Annotated in this window: 18 protein-coding genes and 1 tRNA gene; 11 read left to right on the forward strand and 8 right to left on the reverse strand. The window is 68.2% G+C overall.

Annotated elements, in window-relative coordinates:
- The first annotated feature begins 240 nt into the window (after window positions 1-240).
- The 11 genes from AC0Z36_RS15515 (at window position 241) to AC0Z36_RS15565 (ending at window position 6425) form a co-directional block, all read left to right on the forward strand.
- The gene (locus tag AC0Z36_RS15515; RefSeq protein ID WP_485463456.1) at window positions 241-390 is read left to right on the forward strand and encodes a hypothetical protein; all 150 of its coding nucleotides are present in this window, start codon (window positions 241-243) and stop codon (window positions 388-390) included.
- A complete protein-coding gene (locus AC0Z36_RS15520) occupies window positions 387-641 on the forward strand; it encodes a hypothetical protein (protein ID WP_485463457.1) in 255 nt (84 codons plus the stop codon). Before AC0Z36_RS15515 ends, AC0Z36_RS15520 begins: the two co-directional genes overlap by 4 nt.
- Window positions 638-886, forward strand: coding sequence for a hypothetical protein (locus AC0Z36_RS15525; protein WP_485463458.1), 249 nt, complete (start codon window positions 638-640; stop codon window positions 884-886). The genes AC0Z36_RS15520 and AC0Z36_RS15525 overlap by 4 nt, the downstream gene beginning before the upstream one ends.
- Window positions 883-1089, forward strand: a complete 207-nt coding sequence (locus AC0Z36_RS15530) for a hypothetical protein (RefSeq protein WP_485463459.1) — start codon at window positions 883-885, stop codon at window positions 1087-1089. The genes AC0Z36_RS15525 and AC0Z36_RS15530 overlap by 4 nt, the downstream gene beginning before the upstream one ends.
- A gap of 89 nt (window positions 1090-1178) precedes the next feature.
- Window positions 1179-2336: a DNA cytosine methyltransferase gene (locus AC0Z36_RS15535; protein WP_485463460.1), complete on the forward strand. Its 1158-nt coding sequence runs from the start codon at window positions 1179-1181 to the stop codon at window positions 2334-2336.
- On the forward strand, window positions 2336-3004 hold the full coding sequence (locus AC0Z36_RS15540) for a DUF2637 domain-containing protein (protein WP_485463461.1): 669 nt from the start codon (window positions 2336-2338) through the stop codon (window positions 3002-3004). Before AC0Z36_RS15535 ends, AC0Z36_RS15540 begins: the two co-directional genes overlap by 1 nt.
- Complete coding sequence (locus tag AC0Z36_RS15545) at window positions 3001-3312, forward strand: hypothetical protein (RefSeq protein ID WP_485463462.1); 312 nt, start codon at window positions 3001-3003, stop codon at window positions 3310-3312. The genes AC0Z36_RS15540 and AC0Z36_RS15545 overlap by 4 nt, the downstream gene beginning before the upstream one ends.
- The gene (locus AC0Z36_RS15550) at window positions 3312-3665 is read left to right on the forward strand and encodes a MazG nucleotide pyrophosphohydrolase domain-containing protein (protein ID WP_485463463.1); all 354 of its coding nucleotides are present in this window, start codon (window positions 3312-3314) and stop codon (window positions 3663-3665) included. The genes AC0Z36_RS15545 and AC0Z36_RS15550 overlap by 1 nt, the downstream gene beginning before the upstream one ends.
- Window positions 3662-5080, forward strand: a complete 1419-nt coding sequence (locus AC0Z36_RS15555) for a replication initiator (RefSeq protein ID WP_485463464.1) — start codon at window positions 3662-3664, stop codon at window positions 5078-5080. The genes AC0Z36_RS15550 and AC0Z36_RS15555 overlap by 4 nt, the downstream gene beginning before the upstream one ends.
- On the forward strand, window positions 5077-5274 hold the full coding sequence (locus AC0Z36_RS15560) for a helix-turn-helix domain-containing protein (protein ID WP_485463465.1): 198 nt from the start codon (window positions 5077-5079) through the stop codon (window positions 5272-5274). The genes AC0Z36_RS15555 and AC0Z36_RS15560 overlap by 4 nt, the downstream gene beginning before the upstream one ends.
- Window positions 5274-6425 carry a tyrosine-type recombinase/integrase gene (locus tag AC0Z36_RS15565; protein ID WP_485463466.1) on the forward strand — a complete coding sequence of 384 codons (1152 nt, stop codon included), beginning with the start codon at window positions 5274-5276 and terminating at the stop codon, window positions 6423-6425. Before AC0Z36_RS15560 ends, AC0Z36_RS15565 begins: the two co-directional genes overlap by 1 nt.
- Before the next feature lie 72 nt (window positions 6426-6497).
- Here AC0Z36_RS15565 and AC0Z36_RS15570 read toward each other — a convergent pair.
- The 8 genes from AC0Z36_RS15570 to dnaN all read right to left on the reverse strand — a co-directional run bounded on the left by AC0Z36_RS15570 (window position 6498) and on the right by dnaN (window position 16673).
- Window positions 6498-6571: transfer RNA gene (locus tag AC0Z36_RS15570), tRNA-Ile, on the reverse strand.
- A gap of 74 nt (window positions 6572-6645) precedes the next feature.
- Window positions 6646-7128, reverse strand: a complete 483-nt coding sequence (locus tag AC0Z36_RS15575) for a DUF3566 domain-containing protein (RefSeq protein ID WP_485463467.1) — start codon at window positions 7126-7128, stop codon at window positions 6646-6648.
- Between the two features lie 560 nt (window positions 7129-7688).
- Complete coding sequence (gyrA, locus tag AC0Z36_RS15580; RefSeq protein WP_485463468.1) at window positions 7689-10367, reverse strand: DNA gyrase subunit A; 2679 nt, start codon at window positions 10365-10367, stop codon at window positions 7689-7691.
- A gap of 92 nt (window positions 10368-10459) precedes the next feature.
- Window positions 10460-12475, reverse strand: coding sequence for a DNA topoisomerase (ATP-hydrolyzing) subunit B (gene gyrB / locus AC0Z36_RS15585; RefSeq protein ID WP_485463469.1), 2016 nt, complete (start codon window positions 12473-12475; stop codon window positions 10460-10462).
- A gap of 350 nt (window positions 12476-12825) precedes the next feature.
- Window positions 12826-13299 carry a DciA family protein gene (locus AC0Z36_RS15590; RefSeq protein WP_485463470.1) on the reverse strand — a complete coding sequence of 158 codons (474 nt, stop codon included), beginning with the start codon at window positions 13297-13299 and terminating at the stop codon, window positions 12826-12828.
- Between the two features lie 10 nt (window positions 13300-13309).
- A complete protein-coding gene (gene recF, locus AC0Z36_RS15595) occupies window positions 13310-14437 on the reverse strand; it encodes a DNA replication/repair protein RecF (protein ID WP_485463471.1) in 1128 nt (375 codons plus the stop codon).
- A 58-nt stretch (window positions 14438-14495) separates the two neighbouring features.
- Window positions 14496-15374, reverse strand: coding sequence for a phosphogluconate dehydrogenase (NAD(+)-dependent, decarboxylating) (gene gnd / locus AC0Z36_RS15600; RefSeq protein WP_485463472.1), 879 nt, complete (start codon window positions 15372-15374; stop codon window positions 14496-14498).
- Window positions 15375-15542: 168 nt separating this feature from the next.
- The gene (gene dnaN / locus AC0Z36_RS15605) at window positions 15543-16673 is read right to left on the reverse strand and encodes a DNA polymerase III subunit beta (RefSeq protein WP_485463473.1); all 1131 of its coding nucleotides are present in this window, start codon (window positions 16671-16673) and stop codon (window positions 15543-15545) included.
- Between the last annotated feature and the right edge of the window lie 1015 nt (window positions 16674-17688).

Here is a 17688-nt window from a genome sequence, read left to right on the forward strand (position 1 = left end):
CGCCACAAGCCCGGCTACGGCCGGAGGCAAGGACGGCACCGATGGACATCAACTGCTGGTACTGCGGCGGCTTCCAGGTCGCGGTCACCACCACCGGCACGGAGCACTGCCCGGTCTGCCACAACAACGCACAGACCGGCCGCACCACCTAGTTCCGCACCGGCCGGATGCCTCAAGCCCGCAAAGCAGCTGCGTCCGGCCGGGTCACCCACCACCCCTGAAGGAGGAGGAGAACTCCCAGTGAACACCACCACCCGCACGACGCACCACACCCTGTGCACCGCCTGCCGTGGTTCCGGACAGCGTAGGCGCGGCCTGATCCGGCTGCGGCTGACGGTCTGCCGCACCTGCGACGGGACCCGCTTCCTGCCCGCGGCGGTGACCCGGTGACCCGCCCGCACGCCGACCTCGACCGCACGCGGCGGGTCCAGCAGGCCGACGACGAGATCCGCACCTGCGACCAGATGTACGACGCCGTGACCTACGCCAAGAACACGACCGCGCCGGACGGGGAGTTCGCCCACACGCTGTGGATGGCCCTGGACGTGCCGGCCGATTCCCGGGGCGAGGTGGACTACCGCCTCTACCCGCCGGACGGCCACGGCTTCCCCCACCCGGACGAACCGAGGTGGGAACCGTGATCCGGCGGCGTAGGCAGATGACCGACGCCGAACACGACCGGCTGATCCACCGGTCCAACGACGCGTCCACGACCCAGCGGCTGGCGGACGCCTACTTCGAGTACGCCGAGTTCTGGCCCGTCAAGGACGAGGAGTTCGAAGACGCCCTGTGGCCCGCCCTGGACACGCCCCGGGACCCCCTGCACGACGTCGACTACTCCTCCTACCCGCCGCGCGGCCACGACTACCCGGACATCAACCTGTGACCGCCGCGCCGGGCACCGACCCGGGCACCCACCTGGACTGGCACCACCGGTCGCACTGGGGCGGCACCGACGAACCGTGCGCGGTCTGCGCACAGTCGACCCCGCTGCTCTCGGACCGCGGCATCCCCTGCCACAAGGTGTGCGCGGAGGACTGGATCGACGGGCACACCGTGACCGAACCCGTTCCGCGCACCGCGTTCTGACGCTCCCTCAAGTTCGGTACGGCACCGGCCCGGCGAACAAGCCCCGGTGCCGTACCGCCCAACCCCCGCTCCGGAACCGGAGGACTCCCGTGAACGACACCGTGACACCTGACCCCGCACCGGGCCCGCGCATCGGGTCCCTGTGCTCCGGCTACGGCGGACTCGACCTGGCGGCGGTCGACGTGTTCGGCGGACAGACCGTGTGGCACGCCGACACCGACCCCGCCGCGTCGGCGGTCCTGGCCCACCACTGGCCCACCGTCCCCAACCTCGGCGACATCACCGCCGCGGACTGGACCACCGTCCCCGGCGTCGACGTCCTGACCGCCGGATTCCCCTGCCAGCCCGTCAGCTGGGCCGGCCACCGCCGCGGCACCACAGACGAAAGGTGGATCCTCGATGCGATCCTCGACGCCGCTCGCGACCTTCGACCACGACCCCGGCTGCTCGTGCTCGAAAACGTCCCTGGGCTGCTCACTGCGAACCGTGGGGACGCTATGGCCCGTGTCGTTCTCGGACTGGCCGCTCTCGGCTACGTGGGGTGCTGGCGGACTCATTCTGCCGCCGACGTCGGATGCCCGCACCTGCGCCGCAGGGTCTTCCTCCTCGCCTGGCCTGCTGCCGACCCCGGCGGCCCGCGACTGGCGCGGCGGCGGACAGGACGGACAACTCCCGACGGCGATCGACGTGTTGCGGTCAGCGGGCTGAGCCTGCTGCCGACCCCGCGCACCTCGGACGCGCACGGCATCGGCACCCGCGGCACCGGCGGCGCGGACCTGCGCACCACGGTCGCCCTGCTGCCCACCCCGTCGCCGCGGGACAAAGGCTGCACCGACGCCACCGCGGACAAGCGGACCGACTCCGGACACCAGGTGTTCCTGTCCAACGCGGTGACTTCTCTGCTGCTGCCCACGCCCCGGGCGTCCGACGGCCCGAACCAGCGTGGACGCAAAGGTGACGCCGGGCTGTCGTGCGCGGTCCAGCCCGGACAGTGGGGCAGGTACGGTGCGGCGGTCCGCCGCTGGGAGCAGGCCACCGGGCGTCCCACGCCCGCGCACACCGCCCTCAACCGCGCCGGTGCGCCCCGCCTGAACCCGGCCTTCGTCGAATGGCTGATGGGCCTGCCCGCAGGATGGGTCACCGGCGTTCCGGGGCTGTCCCGTACCGCGCAACTTCGCGTCCTGGGCAACGGCGTGGTCCCCCAACAGGCCACCGCCGCGCTCCGCACACTGGCCGGGGGTGCGTGATGGCCGCGCGCCTTCGTCTGCCGCGGGTCGATCCGCTGCTGATCCAGGCCAGCATCGCCGCGGCCCTGTCCTTCTCGCACCTGCACGACGTCGCCCAAGCCACCGGGCAGGCCGGGTGGCAGGCCTGGGCCTACCCCGTCTCCGTGGACCTGCTGCTCGTCGCCGCGTGGCGTCGGCTTGTTGATGCCCGGACGTCCGACGGCGACCGCTTCGGGCCGTGGCTGTGGTTCCTGACCGCACTGGCCGCGTCGCTCGGCGCGAACGTCGCCACCGCGGGACTCCTGGACCTGTCCGACCCGCCCGGCTGGCTGCGGCTGACTGTCGCCGGATGGCCCGGGGTCGCGTTCCTGGGCGGCACGCTCCTGGTGCACCGCACCGCGCGCCCGGCCCCGGACGCGTCGAACGCCGCGGCCCCGCTCCCCGAACCCGCAGTGCCCGCACGGGCGTTCACCGTCGAACTCGCCGCGGAACCCCCGGCGTTGCCCGCTCCGCCGGAACCGGTCGCACTGCCCCCGGCGCTCGTGGACCACGCACGGAAGATCGCCGACCACCACCGCACCACCACCGGGACGGCGATCACCGGTGACGCCCTGCGCGCCCGGCTCGGCGTCCCGGCACAACTCGCCGAACAGATCACCGTACGGCTCGCCTCCGAGGGGGCCGTATGAACCCGCACACCCGCCACCTGTCCCGCACGACCGCTGTGAAGGAGAACGCCATGTCCGTCGACTACCACTGGGTACTGACCTTGCAGGGCCCGGCCATCAGCATCACCGAGTACGGCACGTGCACCCCGTGGCCCGGCATGACCCGCTGGGAGGTGCTGCCCCGGCTCATGGCGGACATGGTCCGCGCGAACCCGGCCGTGGACGGCGGCGTCGTCCTGTTCTACTCCCTGGAGCCCGACCGGCTCACCGCGGACGCGAAGGACGCCGGCCCGAACCTGTCCGGTTTTGCCGTGGGCGGTGACCGGTGATGACCCATGCCGGAACGCCCCTCGACGCGGGCGCGTTGACGGTGCGCCGGGTGCAGGACCTGGCCCGGTGGAACGTGCTGGCCCACGGCTTCAACACCACCGACGTCCCGATGGAATTCGCCCGCCTCTACGGCGAGACGGCCGAAGCGTTCGACGCCTGGCGGCACAGCGGCGATTTGGGGGAAGAACTCGCGGACGTCCTGCTGTTCCTGGTCTCGGTCGCCTCGATGACCGGCGTGGACCTCGCCGAAGCGGTCACCGCGAAGATGCAGGTCAACGAGCGCCGCGTCTACCGGCCCGGCCCGAACGGCACCCCGGTCAAAGTCGGCCCGACGGAAGCGACCGGACGATGACCGCTGCCGCGGTGGCCGCGGTCGACCCTGCCGCGCTGGCCGACCTGGCGGACCTCGCCCGCATGGGCACGGACCTGGGCGCGCTGGCCGGACAGATTGCCCGGGTCGGCTGCCTGCGCCCGGTCCGCCTCGACGGCCAGCGGGCGACCTGGGACAGGACAACGGGCGTACTGCTGAGCCGCCTGGTCGCCCGGGACCTGCCCGCGGGGGAGCTTTTGGTGCGGTGCAAGGCCCGGCGGGCGACCCGGTGCGCCCCGTGCTCGCGTTTGTACCAGGGCGACGCGTACCGGATCGTGTCGCAGGGTCTGCACGGCGGCCGGGACGTCCCCGAGTCGGTGGGCGCCCATCCGCGGGTGTTCGCCACGCTGACGGCTCCGTCGTTCGGCCCGGTCCACAACCGCCCGACCACAACGGCCGGCGCTTTGGCCCGCTGCCGCTGCGGGACCGGGCACGCTGAGGATGATCCGGCCGTGGGCTCGCCGCGGGACCCGGACCGGTACGACTACCGCGGTGCGGTGCTGTGGAACGTCCATGCTCCGCAGTTGTGGGCCCGGTTCATGACCCTGCTGCGGCGGGAGGTGGCCCGGCTGGCGGGGCTCACCCAGAAGGAACTGCGGTGGCACGTGGCGGTGTCGTTCGGGAAGGTCGCCGAATTCCAGCGGCGCGGCCTGGTGCACTTCCACGCGGTGATCCGCCTCGACGGGCCCGGCGGTCCCGACGATGTGCCCCCGACGTGGGCGACCGCCGGACTCCTGGAGGAAGCCATCGGGGCCGCGGTCGCCCGGACGAAACTGCCGGGCCTGGAGCTGGACGGCCGGACGCACGCCTTCGCCTTCGGCAACCAGGTGGACGTGCGGCCGATCGCCTCGGGGGACTTCGACGGCGCGGACATCACGGACCGCAAGGTCGCCGGGTACATCGCCAAGTACGCCACCAAGGGCGCGGAAGCCTCCGGCGGCCTGGACCGGCCGCTGCCGCTGCTGGCGGACCTGGACCGCTTCGACCTCAGCGCGCATGCCCGGCGGATGGTCGAAACCTGCTGGGAGCTGGGCGGCCGGGCGGATCTGGCGCATCTGCATCTGAAGCGCTGGACGCACATGCTCGGCTTCCGCGGCCACTTCCTGACCAAGGGCCGCAAGTTCTCCGTGACCTTCGGGGCGCTACGGGAGGAACGGGCCGCTCACCAGGCGCGGCACCCGGATGCGGAAGCGGACGACACCGACGACCCGGCCGGCGAACCGGCTGAGGACCTGGCCGAGACGGACCCGGACACGATGTTCGTCGTCGGCCACTGGGATTACCTCGGCATCGGCCTGAGCCCCGGCCCTGCGCTGCTGGCCCAGAGCGCGTACCGCAGTGCCGAACTGAACCGACAAACCGCCCGTGAAGAATTCACATCGGAGGAAAGGCCATGACCCCGCTCGTTGTCACTGCCCCTGATCTGCTCACGGTGAAAGAGGTGATGGCATGCACCCGGCTCGGCCGGTCCACCGTGTACGACCTGATCCGGACGCACAAACTCGCGTCGATCACGGTCGGTCGGGCGCGTCGCATCCCCGTTGACGCGGTGCGCGCGTACGTGGCTGACCGTCTGGAAGCGGCGGCCTGATGACGAAGCGGAATCCCAACGGGTCGGGCACGATCACCCGGCGCAAGGACGGCCGGTATGCCGGGGCCGCGTACGTGACCAACACCCTGGGCGAACGGGTGCGGAAGTGGGTCTACGGCAAGACCTACGACGAAGTGGCCCAAACGCTGGCGGTCTTGCAGCAGCAGGAGCGTATGGGCGTACCGGTGCCGGACAAGACCTGGCAGCTCGGAGCGTTCCTCACGTACTGGCTGGCGGAGATCGTGAAGCCGGGGAAGCGTCCGACTACGTACGCCAAGTACGAATCACAAGTGCGCCTCTACCTTGTCCCCAGGTTGGGGACAAAGTCGCTGACCAAGCTGGGCACCAAGGATGTGCGTCTGTTCGCGAAGCAGCTCCGGGCGGCGGATGTCGGCAGCTCGACGGTTCAGGAGTGCTTAAAGGTTCTGCGTACCGCATTGAACAGCGCCATGCGGGATGAACTGCTGCTCCGCAATGTGGTCTCGCTCGTCGGAATCTCCTCGGTGAAGTCCAAGGAGGTCATCCCGTGGAATGCCAAGGAAGCGGTCGCTTTCCTGCGGTCCGTCCGGCCGCACCGCCTGTACGCGGCGTTCGTCCTGGCACTGGTGCTGGGTCTGCGCCGCGGTGAGCTGCTGGGCCTGCGTTGGATCGATCTGGACTTGGACGAGGGCACGATGCATCCCCGGAAGCAGGTGCAGCGACAGAAGGACGACGGCCTCGTGCTGGTGGAGCTCAAGACGGAGGCATCCAAGGGGGCCGTGCCGCTGCCACTGCTGTGCATCGAGGCGTTGGGGGAACGCCGGCGGTTGCTGGACCTGGAGCGGGCCGGGGCCGGGGAGAAGTGGACCGAGCTGGACATGGTGTTCGGCACCGAGACCGGGGGCTTGTACGACCCCGATCACTTCTCCCGGTGCTTCCAAGCACGGGTCGCGCGCTCCGGTCTGCGGCGGGTACGGCTGCACGACACCCGGCACACCTGCGGCACCCTGCTCGCCTGGCTCGGGGTGCAGCCGCGGGACGCACAGATGATCCTGCGGCACAGCCAGCTCAAGACCACGTTGGAGATCTACACGCACGTGACCACAGAATCCCAGCGTCTCGCCGCGGCGAAAATCAGCGCCAAACTGCGGGACGGGATGAATAGGCGGTAGTCCACAGCCGTTGATGTCACCTGTGGATGTCAAAGACCCCGGACCATGATCGGTCCGGGGTCTTTGTCGGGGTGGGCCTAACAGGACTTGAACCTGTGGCCTCTTCCTTATCAGGGAAGCGCTCTAACCGTCTGAGCTATAGGCCCCCGCGGCGTTGCTCAGAAAGAGTACCGCACCTACCCGGGTCAGCCAAAACAGGTTCCCGCGCACCCTGGGAAGATCAATCCTCCTCCGCGAGCGTCACTTCCAGACCTCCGGTGAACACCGCGGTGAGGTTGTAAAGGAACGCGCTGAGAGTGGCCAGCGCGGTCACCAGGATCACGTCGATCACTGCGACCGCACCGCTGACCAGGAGGGTGTTGCGCAGCGACAGGTACTGCTTGAGGTCCCAGCCCGGGTCGGTCTGCGACTGGGTCGCCTCCCGGACTGTGTCCCCCACGGAGGTGAATACTCCGAGCGCGTCGAGCACCATCCAGAGCATGCTCGCGGCGACCACCGTGATGATCCCCAGTGCGATGGCCAGCAGGAAGCTGACCTTCATCACCGACCACGGGTCGACGCGCGCGGCCTTGAGCCGGGCCCGGCGGGTGCGCACGGCCGGCAGCGGCTGGCGCACCGGGACGGCGGCAGTCGGCCGGGCCCCGGCCTGGGCGGCCCGCTCGTTCGTACGTTCAGGCGTACGCTCGCTCTTCACTTCACTCATACGTTCGGCGACAGCCGGGCGTTCCGCAGGTCTGGTCCGGCTCACTGCCGGGATCTGCTGAGTCTGCGCGGCCGTTCTGGAGCCGTCCTGATGCACTGTGCCGTCCGGCTGCTCGGGCCCCGGTTCCGGGGCGGACTCCGCTGTGTTCTGCACCATCGTCCGACCGGCCCCCGCAGTACGAGACGGCTGGCGGCCAGCCGGCCGGGCCGCAGCTGTCCGCGACCGGGCGGCCGGTGCCTCATCGGCACCGGCCCGCCCGGCAGTACGGTCTGCGCCGCCGACGGCACCGGCGGACGCCGGCCCGTCCTGCGCTGTCTTCTGCTCCGCCTCGCGGACACTCCGGCCGGACGCCGGTGGTGGCGCGTCCGGTCTGAGCGGCACCACCGGCGCGGAGACCGCGCCGGTGGTGCCCACACCCTCGGCGGCCGGAGCCGCCGGTCCTACAGGCTTGGGCGGCATGGCGGCCGTCCCGGACCGGGGCGAGGCCCCGGCCGCCTGCTGCCGTGGTCGCCCACGGCCTTCATCGCGACCGGTGCTTTCGCCCCGTATCCGGTCTGTGGTCACGCGTCCTCCTGCCCGCCGGGCGCGTCACCGCCTTCCGCGGTCTGCGCCGTCGTCGCCGAACCCTCAGTCGTCAGTGCAGTGTTGTCGGAAGCAACGGTCCCGGAGGCGCCGTCCGAACCGTCGGCGCCGTCAACAGCGGCGTCAGATCCGTCTTCCAGGTCTTCCTCCGGACCAGGCTCGGCGTTGCGGGCGATGCCCACCACCGCGTCCCGCTTACCGAGATTGATCAGCTGAACGCCCATCGTGTCACGGCCGGTGTCACGGATCCCGGAGACTCGGGTACGGATCACTCCGCCGCCGAGTGTGATCGCCAGGATCTCGTCGCCCTCTTCGACGACCATCGCGCCGACGAGCGAGCCACGGTCCTCGACGATCTTGGCAGCCTTGATGCCCAGACCGCCACGCCCCTGAACGCGGTACTCGTCCACGCTGGTGCGCTTGGCGTATCCCCCGTCAGTGGCAGTGAACACGTACGTGCCCGGTCGAACCACACTCATGGACAACAACTCGTCGCCCTCGCGGAAGCTCATGCCCTTCACGCCGGAGGTCGCCCGGCCCATCGGGCGCAGTGCCTCGTCAGTGGCGGTGAACCTGATCGACTGGGCCTTCCGGCTGACGAGCAGGAGGTCGTCCTCGGGGCCGACCAGCTCCGCGGCGATCACCTCGTCGTCGGTGTCGACCTGCTCCTCGTCGCCCTCCGGCAGCTCGCCGGCCACCGAACGGAGGTTGATCGCGATGACACCGGCTGCGCGGTTGGTGTCGTACTCCTTCAGTGCGGTCTTCTTCACCAGGCCCGACTTGGTGGCCAGGATCAGGTACGGGGCGACTTCGTAGTCGCGCAGGTCCATGATCTGGGCGATCTTCTCATCCGGCTGGAAGGCCAGCAGGTTGGCCACGTGCTGACCGCGGGCGTCACGACCGGCGTCCGGCAGTTCGTAGCCCTTGGCCCGGTAGACCCGGCCCTTGTTCGTGAAGAACAGGATCCAGTGGTGGGTGGTCGTCACGAAGAAGTGGTCGACGATGTCGTCCTTCTTCAGCTTCGCCCCGCTCACGCCCTTGCCGCCGCGCTTCTGCGAGCGGTAGAGGTCCGAACGGGTGCGCTTGACGTACCCGCCCTTTGTGATGGTGACGACGATGTCCTCTTCGGCGATGAGGTCCTCGATGGACATGTCACCGTCGTACGGCACCAGGGTGCTGCGTCGCTCGTCGCCGTACTTGTCGACGATGACCGTCAGCTCGTCGCTGACGATCTTCCGCTGCCGCTCCGGCGAAGCCAGGATCTCGTTGTAGCCCTTGATCTTGGCCATGAGCTCGTCGTGCTCGGCCGTGATCTTCTGGTGCTCCAGAGCGGCGAGCCGGCGCAGCTGCATCTCGAGGATCGCGTTCGCCTGGATCTCGTCGATCTCCAGGAGCCGCATCAGGCCCGTCCGGGCCTCATCGACTGTGTTCGAGGCCCGGATGAGCGCGATGACCGCGTCGATCGCGTCCAGGGCCTTGAGCAGACCGCGCAGGATGTGGGCGCGTTCCTCGGCCTTCCGCAAACGGAAGCGGGTCCGCCGGATGATGACTTCGATCTGGTGGTCCACCCAGTGCCGGATGAACGCATCGACCGACAGGGTCCGCGGCACGCCGTCGACCAGGGCCAGCATGTTGGCGCCGAAGCTGGTCTGCAGGTCGGTGTGCTTGTAGAGGTTGTTCAGGACGACCTTGGCGACCGCGTCGCGCTTGAGCACGACGACCAAGCGCTGCCCCGTACGCGACGATGTCTCGTCACGGACGTCGGCGATGCCGCCGACCTTGCCGTCCTTGACCAGGTCGGCGATCTTCAACGCCAGGTTGTCCGGGTTGACCTGGTAGGGCAGCTCGGTGATGACCAGGCACTGGCGGTTCTGGATCTCCTCGACCTCGACCACGGCGCGCATCTGGATGGAGCCGCGACCGGTGCGGTACGCGTCCTCGATACCGCGGCGGCCGACGATGAGCGCGCCGGTCGGGAAGTCCGGGCCCTTGATCCGCGCGAGGAGCGCGTCGAGCAGGTCCTCCTGGGAGGCCTCGGGGTTCTCCAGGAACCACTGGGCGCCGGAAGCTACCTCGCGCAGGTTGTGCGGCGGGATGTTGGTCGCCATGCCGACCGCGATGCCGGCCGAACCGTTGACAAGCAGGTTCGGGAACCGGGCCGGGAGTACGTCGGGCTCGTGCTGACGGCCGTCGTAGTTCGGCGAGAAATCGACGGTGTCCTCGTCGATGTCCCGCATCATCTCCATGGCCAGCGGGGCCATCCGGCACTCGGTGTACCGCATAGCGGCGGCCGGGTCGTTGCCCGGTGAACCGAAGTTTCCGTTGCCGTCGACCAGCGGCATCCGCAGCGACCACGGCTGGGCCAGGCGCACCACGGTGTCGTAGATCGAGGTGTCACCGTGCGGGTGGTACGAACCCATGACGTCACCGACGACACGGGCGCACTTGTAGTAGCCCTTCTCGGGCCGGTAGCCGCCGTCGTACATCGCGTAGAGGACCCGGCGGTGGACGGGCTTGAGGCCGTCGCGGACCTCGGGCAGCGCGCGGCCGACGATCACGCTCATGGCGTAGTCGAGGTACGAGCGCTGCATCTCGGTCTCGAGCTCGACCTCCTCGATGCGGTCGAACGTGGGCGGCACGGGATTGTCTTCGGACATCGCTTGGTCCGGTTCCTTTCAGAGGGCAGACGGAGAGGAAAGTGGGACGCACCGCAGCTCACATCGGAGTGGGCGGCGCGTCCCCCGGACCGTCAGATGTCGAGGAAGCGCACGTCTCGCGCGTTGCGCTGGATGAACGAACGCCGGGCCTCGACGTTCTCACCCATCAGGACCGAGAAGAGGTCGTCGGCCCGGGCCGCGTCCTCAAGGGTCACCTGGAGCAGGACACGGTGGTCGGTGTCCATGGTGGTGATCCGCAGCTCTTCGGCGTTCATCTCGCCCAGACCCTTGAACCGCTGGATGGCGTCGTCCTTGGGCAGCCGACGACCGCTGTCCACGCCGTTCTTGATGAGGGCGTCGCGCTCCCGGTCGGAGTAGGCGTACTGGAAGTCGTCCTTGCTCCACTTGATCTTGTAGAGCGGCGGCTGCGCGAGGTACACGTGCCCCGCCTCGACCAGGCCCCGCATGAAGCGGAACAGCAGGGTGAGCAGCAGCGTCCGGATGTGCTGCCCGTCGACGTCGGCGTCCGCCATCAGAACGATCTTGTGATAGCGCAGCTTCTGGACGTCGAAGTCCTCGTGGATTCCGGTGCCGAAGGCCGAGATGAGGGCCTGGACCTCGTTGTTCTGCAGCACCCTGTCGATCCGGGCCTTCTCGACGTTCAGGATCTTGCCGCGGATGGGCAGGATGGCCTGGTACATCGGGTTGCGGCCGGACTTCGCGGAGCCACCGGCCGAGTCACCCTCGACGATGAAGATCTCGCACTTGGTCGGGTCGTTGCTCTGGCAGTCCGAGAGCTTGCCCGGGAGCGAGGCGGTCTCCAGGAGGCCCTTGCGACGGGTCAGGTCACGCGCCTTGCGGGCCGCCATCCGGGCGGTGGCCGCCTGGAGGGACTTGCGGATGATGTCCGAGGCGTCCGACGGGTTGCGGTCCAGCCAGTCGTTCAGCTGCTCGTGGACGATCTTCTGGACGAAGGTCTTGACCTCGGTGTTGCCGAGCTTGTCCTTGGTCTGACCCTCGAACTGCGGCTCGGCGAGCTTGACCGAGATGATCGCGGTCAGGCCCTCGCGGATGTCCTCGCCGGCGAGGTTGTCGTCCTTCTCCCGAAGGATCTTCTTCTCCCGGGCGTACCGGTTGACCAGCGCGGTCAGCGCGGAGCGGAAACCCTCCTCGTGGGTTCCACCGCCGTGCGTGTGGATCGTGTTCGCGAAGCTGTAGACACCTTCGGTGTACGAGGAGTTCCACTGCATCGCGACCTCGACCGAGATCATCTTCTCGCGGTCCTCGGACTCGAAGTCGATGACCGTGGGGTGGACCGGCTCACCCTTGCGCGAGTTCAGGTGCCGGACGAAGTCCGAGATGCCGCCGTCGTAGCGGTACGAAACGGACAGCTGCTTGCCGTCGGCGTCCCGGTGCTCCGGACGCTCGTCGGTCAGTGACAGGGTCAGGCCCTTGTTAAGGAAGGCCATCTCCTGGAAGCGCCGCGACAAAGTCTCGAAGGAGTACTCAGTCGTCTCGAAGATGTCGCCGTCGGCCCAGAACGTGACCGTCGTGCCAGTCGCGTCGGTCGCCTCATGGCGCTCCAGCGGAGCCGTCGGCGTGCCCATCTTGTATTCCTGGGTCCAGCGGTAGCCGTCCCGCCTGATGTCGACCGCGAGGCGGCTCGACAGCGCGTTGACCACTGACACGCCGACGCCGTGCAGGCCGCCGGAGACGGAGTAGCCGCCACCGCCGAACTTGCCCCCGGCGTGCAGCACGGTCAGGACCAGCTCGACGGCCGGCTTCTTCTCGATCGGGTGCAGGCCGACGGGGATACCGCGGCCGTCGTCGATGACACGCACAGCGCCGTCGGCCAGGATCGTCACCGTGATCTGCGTGGCGTGACCGGCGAGCGCCTCGTCGACGGAGTTGTCCACGACCTCTTGGACAAGGTGGTGGAGACCTCTTTCACCGGTTGAACCGATGTACATACCAGGTCGCTTGCGGACCGCGTCGAGACCTTCGAGCACGGTGATCGCGCTCGCGTCATACGTCTGGTTGTTCGTCGCGGAGTTGTCCTGGGGGGGGTTGCCGGAATCGGCCACGAAGCGCCCTTTCTGGCACAGCACGGCTCCCCACCCGGGTGGGACGGAGCCACGGAAGACGGCACAGGGTCCGCAAGAGCGGAATCTCTCTCCATTCTACCGGTCGCACCGACATCAGGAGGGCTAGCAAGGCCACTGCTTTCCCCTGTGCCGCCCTGAACGCCCCTGGCGCAATCCCCCGCACGCGGCCAGGGGGTCAAAGTGGCTCTCATGGCCGCTGAGCGAATACACGGACGAGTCCAACGACACCGTGTCAATGACCAACGACACAGCGTGTATCGATGGTTACCGGCACGCTACCGACTGCACACGGTGACGTGTTTACGTCGTATTGGTCACTGTTCTCGATCACTGTGTTTGGCCATCGCGCCTGATTACTGTGCTTGGTTGAACCGTCTGCGTCCGGTCGACGGCCCGAGCACCTGGATGTATGTGACCGCGCCGTGGCCCAGTTCGCTGTTGATCCGGGCGAGCAGTTTCGGCGCGAGCCAGCGCAACTGGGTCGCGTAGTTGTCCGAGTCGGCCCGGACGATGAGTTTTCCGTCCTCGAAGCTCTCCGGAACCCAGTGCACCGCGTGGGCCTCACCGACGAACTCGGCCCACCGGCCCAGCACCCCGTGCACCGCGGCCGGCGTCTGCCAGCCGCGCTCGGCCATCAACCGGCCCATCAACCGGGCCAGCGGTTGCGGATCCCGGTCGTCAGGGCCCGAACCGCTGCGCTTGAGCCCGTGCTTGGCCTGTGTCCGGTCCGTACGGTCGTCCCGTTTGATCCGTGCCTGTGCTTTGGCCTGCAGGAGTGTGGCACGCGCCAGGTCGATGCCCTTGAGCTCGGGCTCCTCCGCGCTCACGGAACCCACCTCACGGGCGCAGCTTCACTTCACCGGCGGCGACGTCGTAACGCGCCCCGGCCAGTTGCGGCGGCACATCTTCGCCGACCGCCGCGGTCACCAGGACTTGTTCGCCACCGGCCACCAGGTTGGCAAGCTTCTCCCGGCGGCTGCCGTCGAGTTCGGCGAAAACGTCGTCGAGGATCAGCACCGGTTCACCGCCGTCCGCGCGCAGCAGTTCATACGAACCCAGGCGCAGGGCAAGGGCGTACGACCACGACTCGCCGTGCGACGCGTAGCCCTTGGCGGGCAGCGGGCCCAGCCGCAGGAGCACGTCGTCACGGTGCGGGCCGACCAGTGTCTGCCCGCGTTCGATCTCGTTCTTGCGCTGTGCGGCGATCGCCTCTGTCAACAGGCTGTGGACAGAATCCCGGTCCGTCGGCAGCGATTCGTCGCTGATGGAACTGCGGTACTCAAGGACAGTGGGCCCGCCGCCGGATGACACTGCGTCATAAGCCTTGTCCACCAACGGTTGCAGCGTGTTGACCAGATCAACCCGGGCACATGTCAGCTCTGCTCCGGCCGCGGCCAGATGGGTGTCCCACACGTCGAGTGTGCTGAGCGACGCGTCACGACCGCCCCTGCGGGCCAGAGCCGCCGTGCGCAGCAGGGTGTTGCGCTGCTTGAGAACTCGGTCGTAGTCCTGCCGGACACCCAACATCCGAGGCGTACGGGAAGTCAGCAACTCGTCGAGGAACTTCCGCCGTTCGCTCGGGTCCCCCTTGACCAGGGCCAGGTCCTCGGGCGCGAACAGGACCGTGCGCAGCAAACCCAAGACGTCGCGCGGGCGTGGCACCGGCGAGCGGTTGATCCGGGCGCGGTTGACCTTGCCGGGAGTGATCTCCAGCTCGACCAGTGCCGAACGTTCGTGGTTGACCACCTTGCCCCGGACGTACGCTTTCTCGGCACCGAGCCGCACGAGCGGGGCGTCGGTGGCCACCCGGTGGCTGCTCAGGGTCGCGAGGTAGCCGACGGCTTCGACCAGGTTGGTCTTGCCCTGGCCGTTGGGGCCGACGAACGCGGTCACGCCCGGGTCGAGGGGAACCTCGACCCGGGCGTAGGACCGGAAGTCGGCTAGGGAGAGGTGGGCGACGTGCATAGTCCGACGGCGCGAACGCCGACCTCCCCTTCGTCTGTCCAGCGGTACTGCTCTTCGGCTACTTCTTGTGCTCGACCGCGTGCCCGCCGAACTGGTTGCGCAGTGCGGCGATCATCTTCATCTGCGGCGAGTCGTCCTGCCGGGATGCGAAGCGCGCGAACAGCGATGCGGTGATCGCCGGAAGCGGCACCGCGTGGTCGATGGCCGCTTCAACGGTCCAGCGGCCCTCACCGGAGTCGGCCGCGAACCCGCGGAGTTCCTCAAGGTGCTCGTCGCTGTCCAGCGCCCGCACAGCCAGGTCGAGGAGCCATGAACGGATGACCGTCCCCTCCTGCCAGCTGCGGAAGACCTCACGCACATCAGTGACCTCGGGAGCGGCCTCAAGCAGCTCCCAGCCCTCGGCGAAGGCCTGCATCATGGCGTATTCGATGCCGTTGTGGACCATCTTCGCGAAGTGGCCGGCACCGACCTTGCCCGCGTGCACCGCACCGGAGTCGCCTGCGGGCTTGAGCGCATCGAAGATCGGCTGTGCCTTGGCGACGTCGGCGGCCTCGCCGCCGTACATCAGCGCGTAGCCGTTCTCCAGGCCCCACACACCGCCGGAGACACCGCAGTCGACGAAGCCGATGCCCTTGGTCTTCAGCGACTCGGCGTGCTTGATGTCGTCGGTCCAGCGGGAATTGCCGCCGTCGACGACGACGTCACCAGGGGAGAGGAGCTCGGCGAGCTCGTCGACGGTGGACTGCGTCGCAGCACCGGCGGGCACCATCACCCAGATCACCCGCGGGGCCTCCAGGGCACCGACCAGGTCCTTGAGAGAAGCGACGTCCGCGAGGTTGGGGTCGCGGTCGTAACCGATCACGGTGTGGTCGGCGCGGCGGATGCGCTCACGCATGTTGCCGCCCATTTTGCCGAGACCGACGAGTCCGAGCTCCATGACGTTAAATCCTTCTTTCACCGACCAGGACCATCCACTGTCTGTGGACGGCACTGTTCACGTGTGCCCCTTATGGAGGCACTTCAAGACGCCTGCCCTGGGTGCATATGTCGGACCCAGGCCAAAAACAAAGGCACTGCCGGGTACGACGTTACGCCTACGTGCAGGTCAGCCGGAGAGGCGGACCGGCATGATCAGGTAGCGGTACTCGTCGGTGGCCTCGGCGTCGAGGGCCGGAAGCCCGGTCATGACGGCCGGCTTCGTCGAGGTGGTGAACGACAACTGGGCGACGGGGGAGTCGATCGCGCTCAGACCGTCGAGCAGGAAGGCGGGGTTGAAGGCGATGGAGATGTCCTCGCCGTTCAGCCGGGCCTCGATGGCTTCCGTGGCCTGTGCGTCGTCGCCGGAACCGGCCTCCAGGGCCAGCTGGCCGTCGGAGAAGGACAACCGCACCGGGGTGTTGCGCTCGGCCACCAGCGACACGCGCTTGACCGCGTCGACGAACGGAGCGGTCTCGATCACGGCAGTGGTCGGGGACTCGCTCGGGAACAGTGCGCGGTACTTCGGGAACTCGCCTTCGAGCAGCCGGGTGGTCGTCCGCCGGCCGGCGCCCTCGAAGCCGATCATGCCTTCGCCGAGCTTCTCGCCGGACAGCGCGATCTGGATGCTGTCGCCGCCTGTCAGCGACTTCGCCGTGTCACCGAGCGTCTTGGCGGGCACCAGGGCGATCGAGTTGAGACCGTCCTGCTCCGGCTTCCACAGGAACTCGCGGACAGCCAGGCGGTAGCGGTCAGTTGCGGCCAGCGTGACCTTGTCGCCGTCGATCTCGATGCGCACACCGGTCAGCATCGGCAGCGTGTCGTCGCGACCGGCGGCGATGGCCACCTGGGCGACGGCCGAGGCGAAGACGTCACCGGGCACGGAGCCTGCCGAGGTCGGCATGTCCGGCAGCGCCGGGTAGTCCTCCACCGGCAGGGTGGGAAGTGTGAATCGTGCGTTGCCGCAGACCACCGTCACCTTGGTGCCGTCGGTCGAGAACTCCACAGGCCTGTTGGGGAGTGCCTTGGAGATGTCGGCGAGCAGTCGGCCCGACACCAGCGCCCGGCCCTCCTCGTCGACCTCGGCCTCGATGCCGCCGCGTGCGGAGACTTCGTAGTCGAACGCCGACAGGGTCACAGTCGACCCGGAGGCCTCCATCAGCAGGCCGGCCAGCACGGGGACGGCGGGCCGTGCCGGGAGACTCCGGGCGGTCCAAGCCACCGCGTCCGCGAGAACATCGCGCTCCACCCGGAACTTCACCGGTCACCGCCTCCTGAGCTGTCCAGCGGCTGTGGGCCGCCGACGTAGGTCTGAGCTTCTGCTGTACGGGTCGTGCCCGGCCTGCCTGTCCACCGACCTGGCCGCTGCTGTTGATGCTTTGGACCGTCGGTGGGGCTCACCGTGCTGGACACAGTCTGGCCTACGCCGGGGACATCCCGCTCGCTGCCTGCCGATCCGGTCCGTCCACAGATTTCGGCCCGACGACCATTTTTCGAGCTCCCCCTGCTTATTTCAGGTGGTCGTAGTAGTAGGGGCTGTGGATACGGTGGATAACCGGTTTACGCCCTGGTCAGCCCCCTTATTTTATCCACTTCGGGGGTGTGGGTAACCGGTGGATAACTGGGGTCTGTCTGTGGACACCGAAAAACCGTCCACATGCTGTCCCCAGGACACCCCCTGTTTGTCCCCAGGTTATCCCCAGTTTTTTCTGAGTTGTCCTCAGGCCGCCGACAGGCCATACGACTTCGTATTCACTCGATTGAGTGACGGGGCGTCTTCTGTGGACGAAGCGGTGGACAACCTGGGGAGAACCGGCTTGATTCGGTGGACAGTCGGTGGATAACTCTCTCGGGGCTGTTGTGGAGAGTGAGACCGGAGAGGTTTTCCACAGACTGTGGATAACTTCTGTCCACACATTCACAGGGGTCTGACCTGCGAAGCAGCCGAACCGTACCCACCCCCTGTGGGTAACTCGGGCTCCGGGGCGTGTTCCACACGGTGTGGATGGCCGAAGCTTGGATGTTTTGTGGATAAACCAGCCTGATTGGAGGTCGAAGAGATGAAGGTCACACCAGATTGACTCGTCGATCAGGCGTAAAAAAGGGGCGGATCCACGGTGGGGACCGCAGAATCCACCCCTTCAGAGGTGTCGCAGAGGGCTGAGCGGGCGGCTCAACGAGTCAGCTGGCCTTGTTCTTGATGCGGTTCGTCAACTCGGTCACCTGGTTACTGTGCCGACCCGGGGCGCCACGCCCCGGACCCCTGGGCAGATCCC

Source organism: Kitasatospora sp. UYEF31 (genome assembly GCF_057291755.1).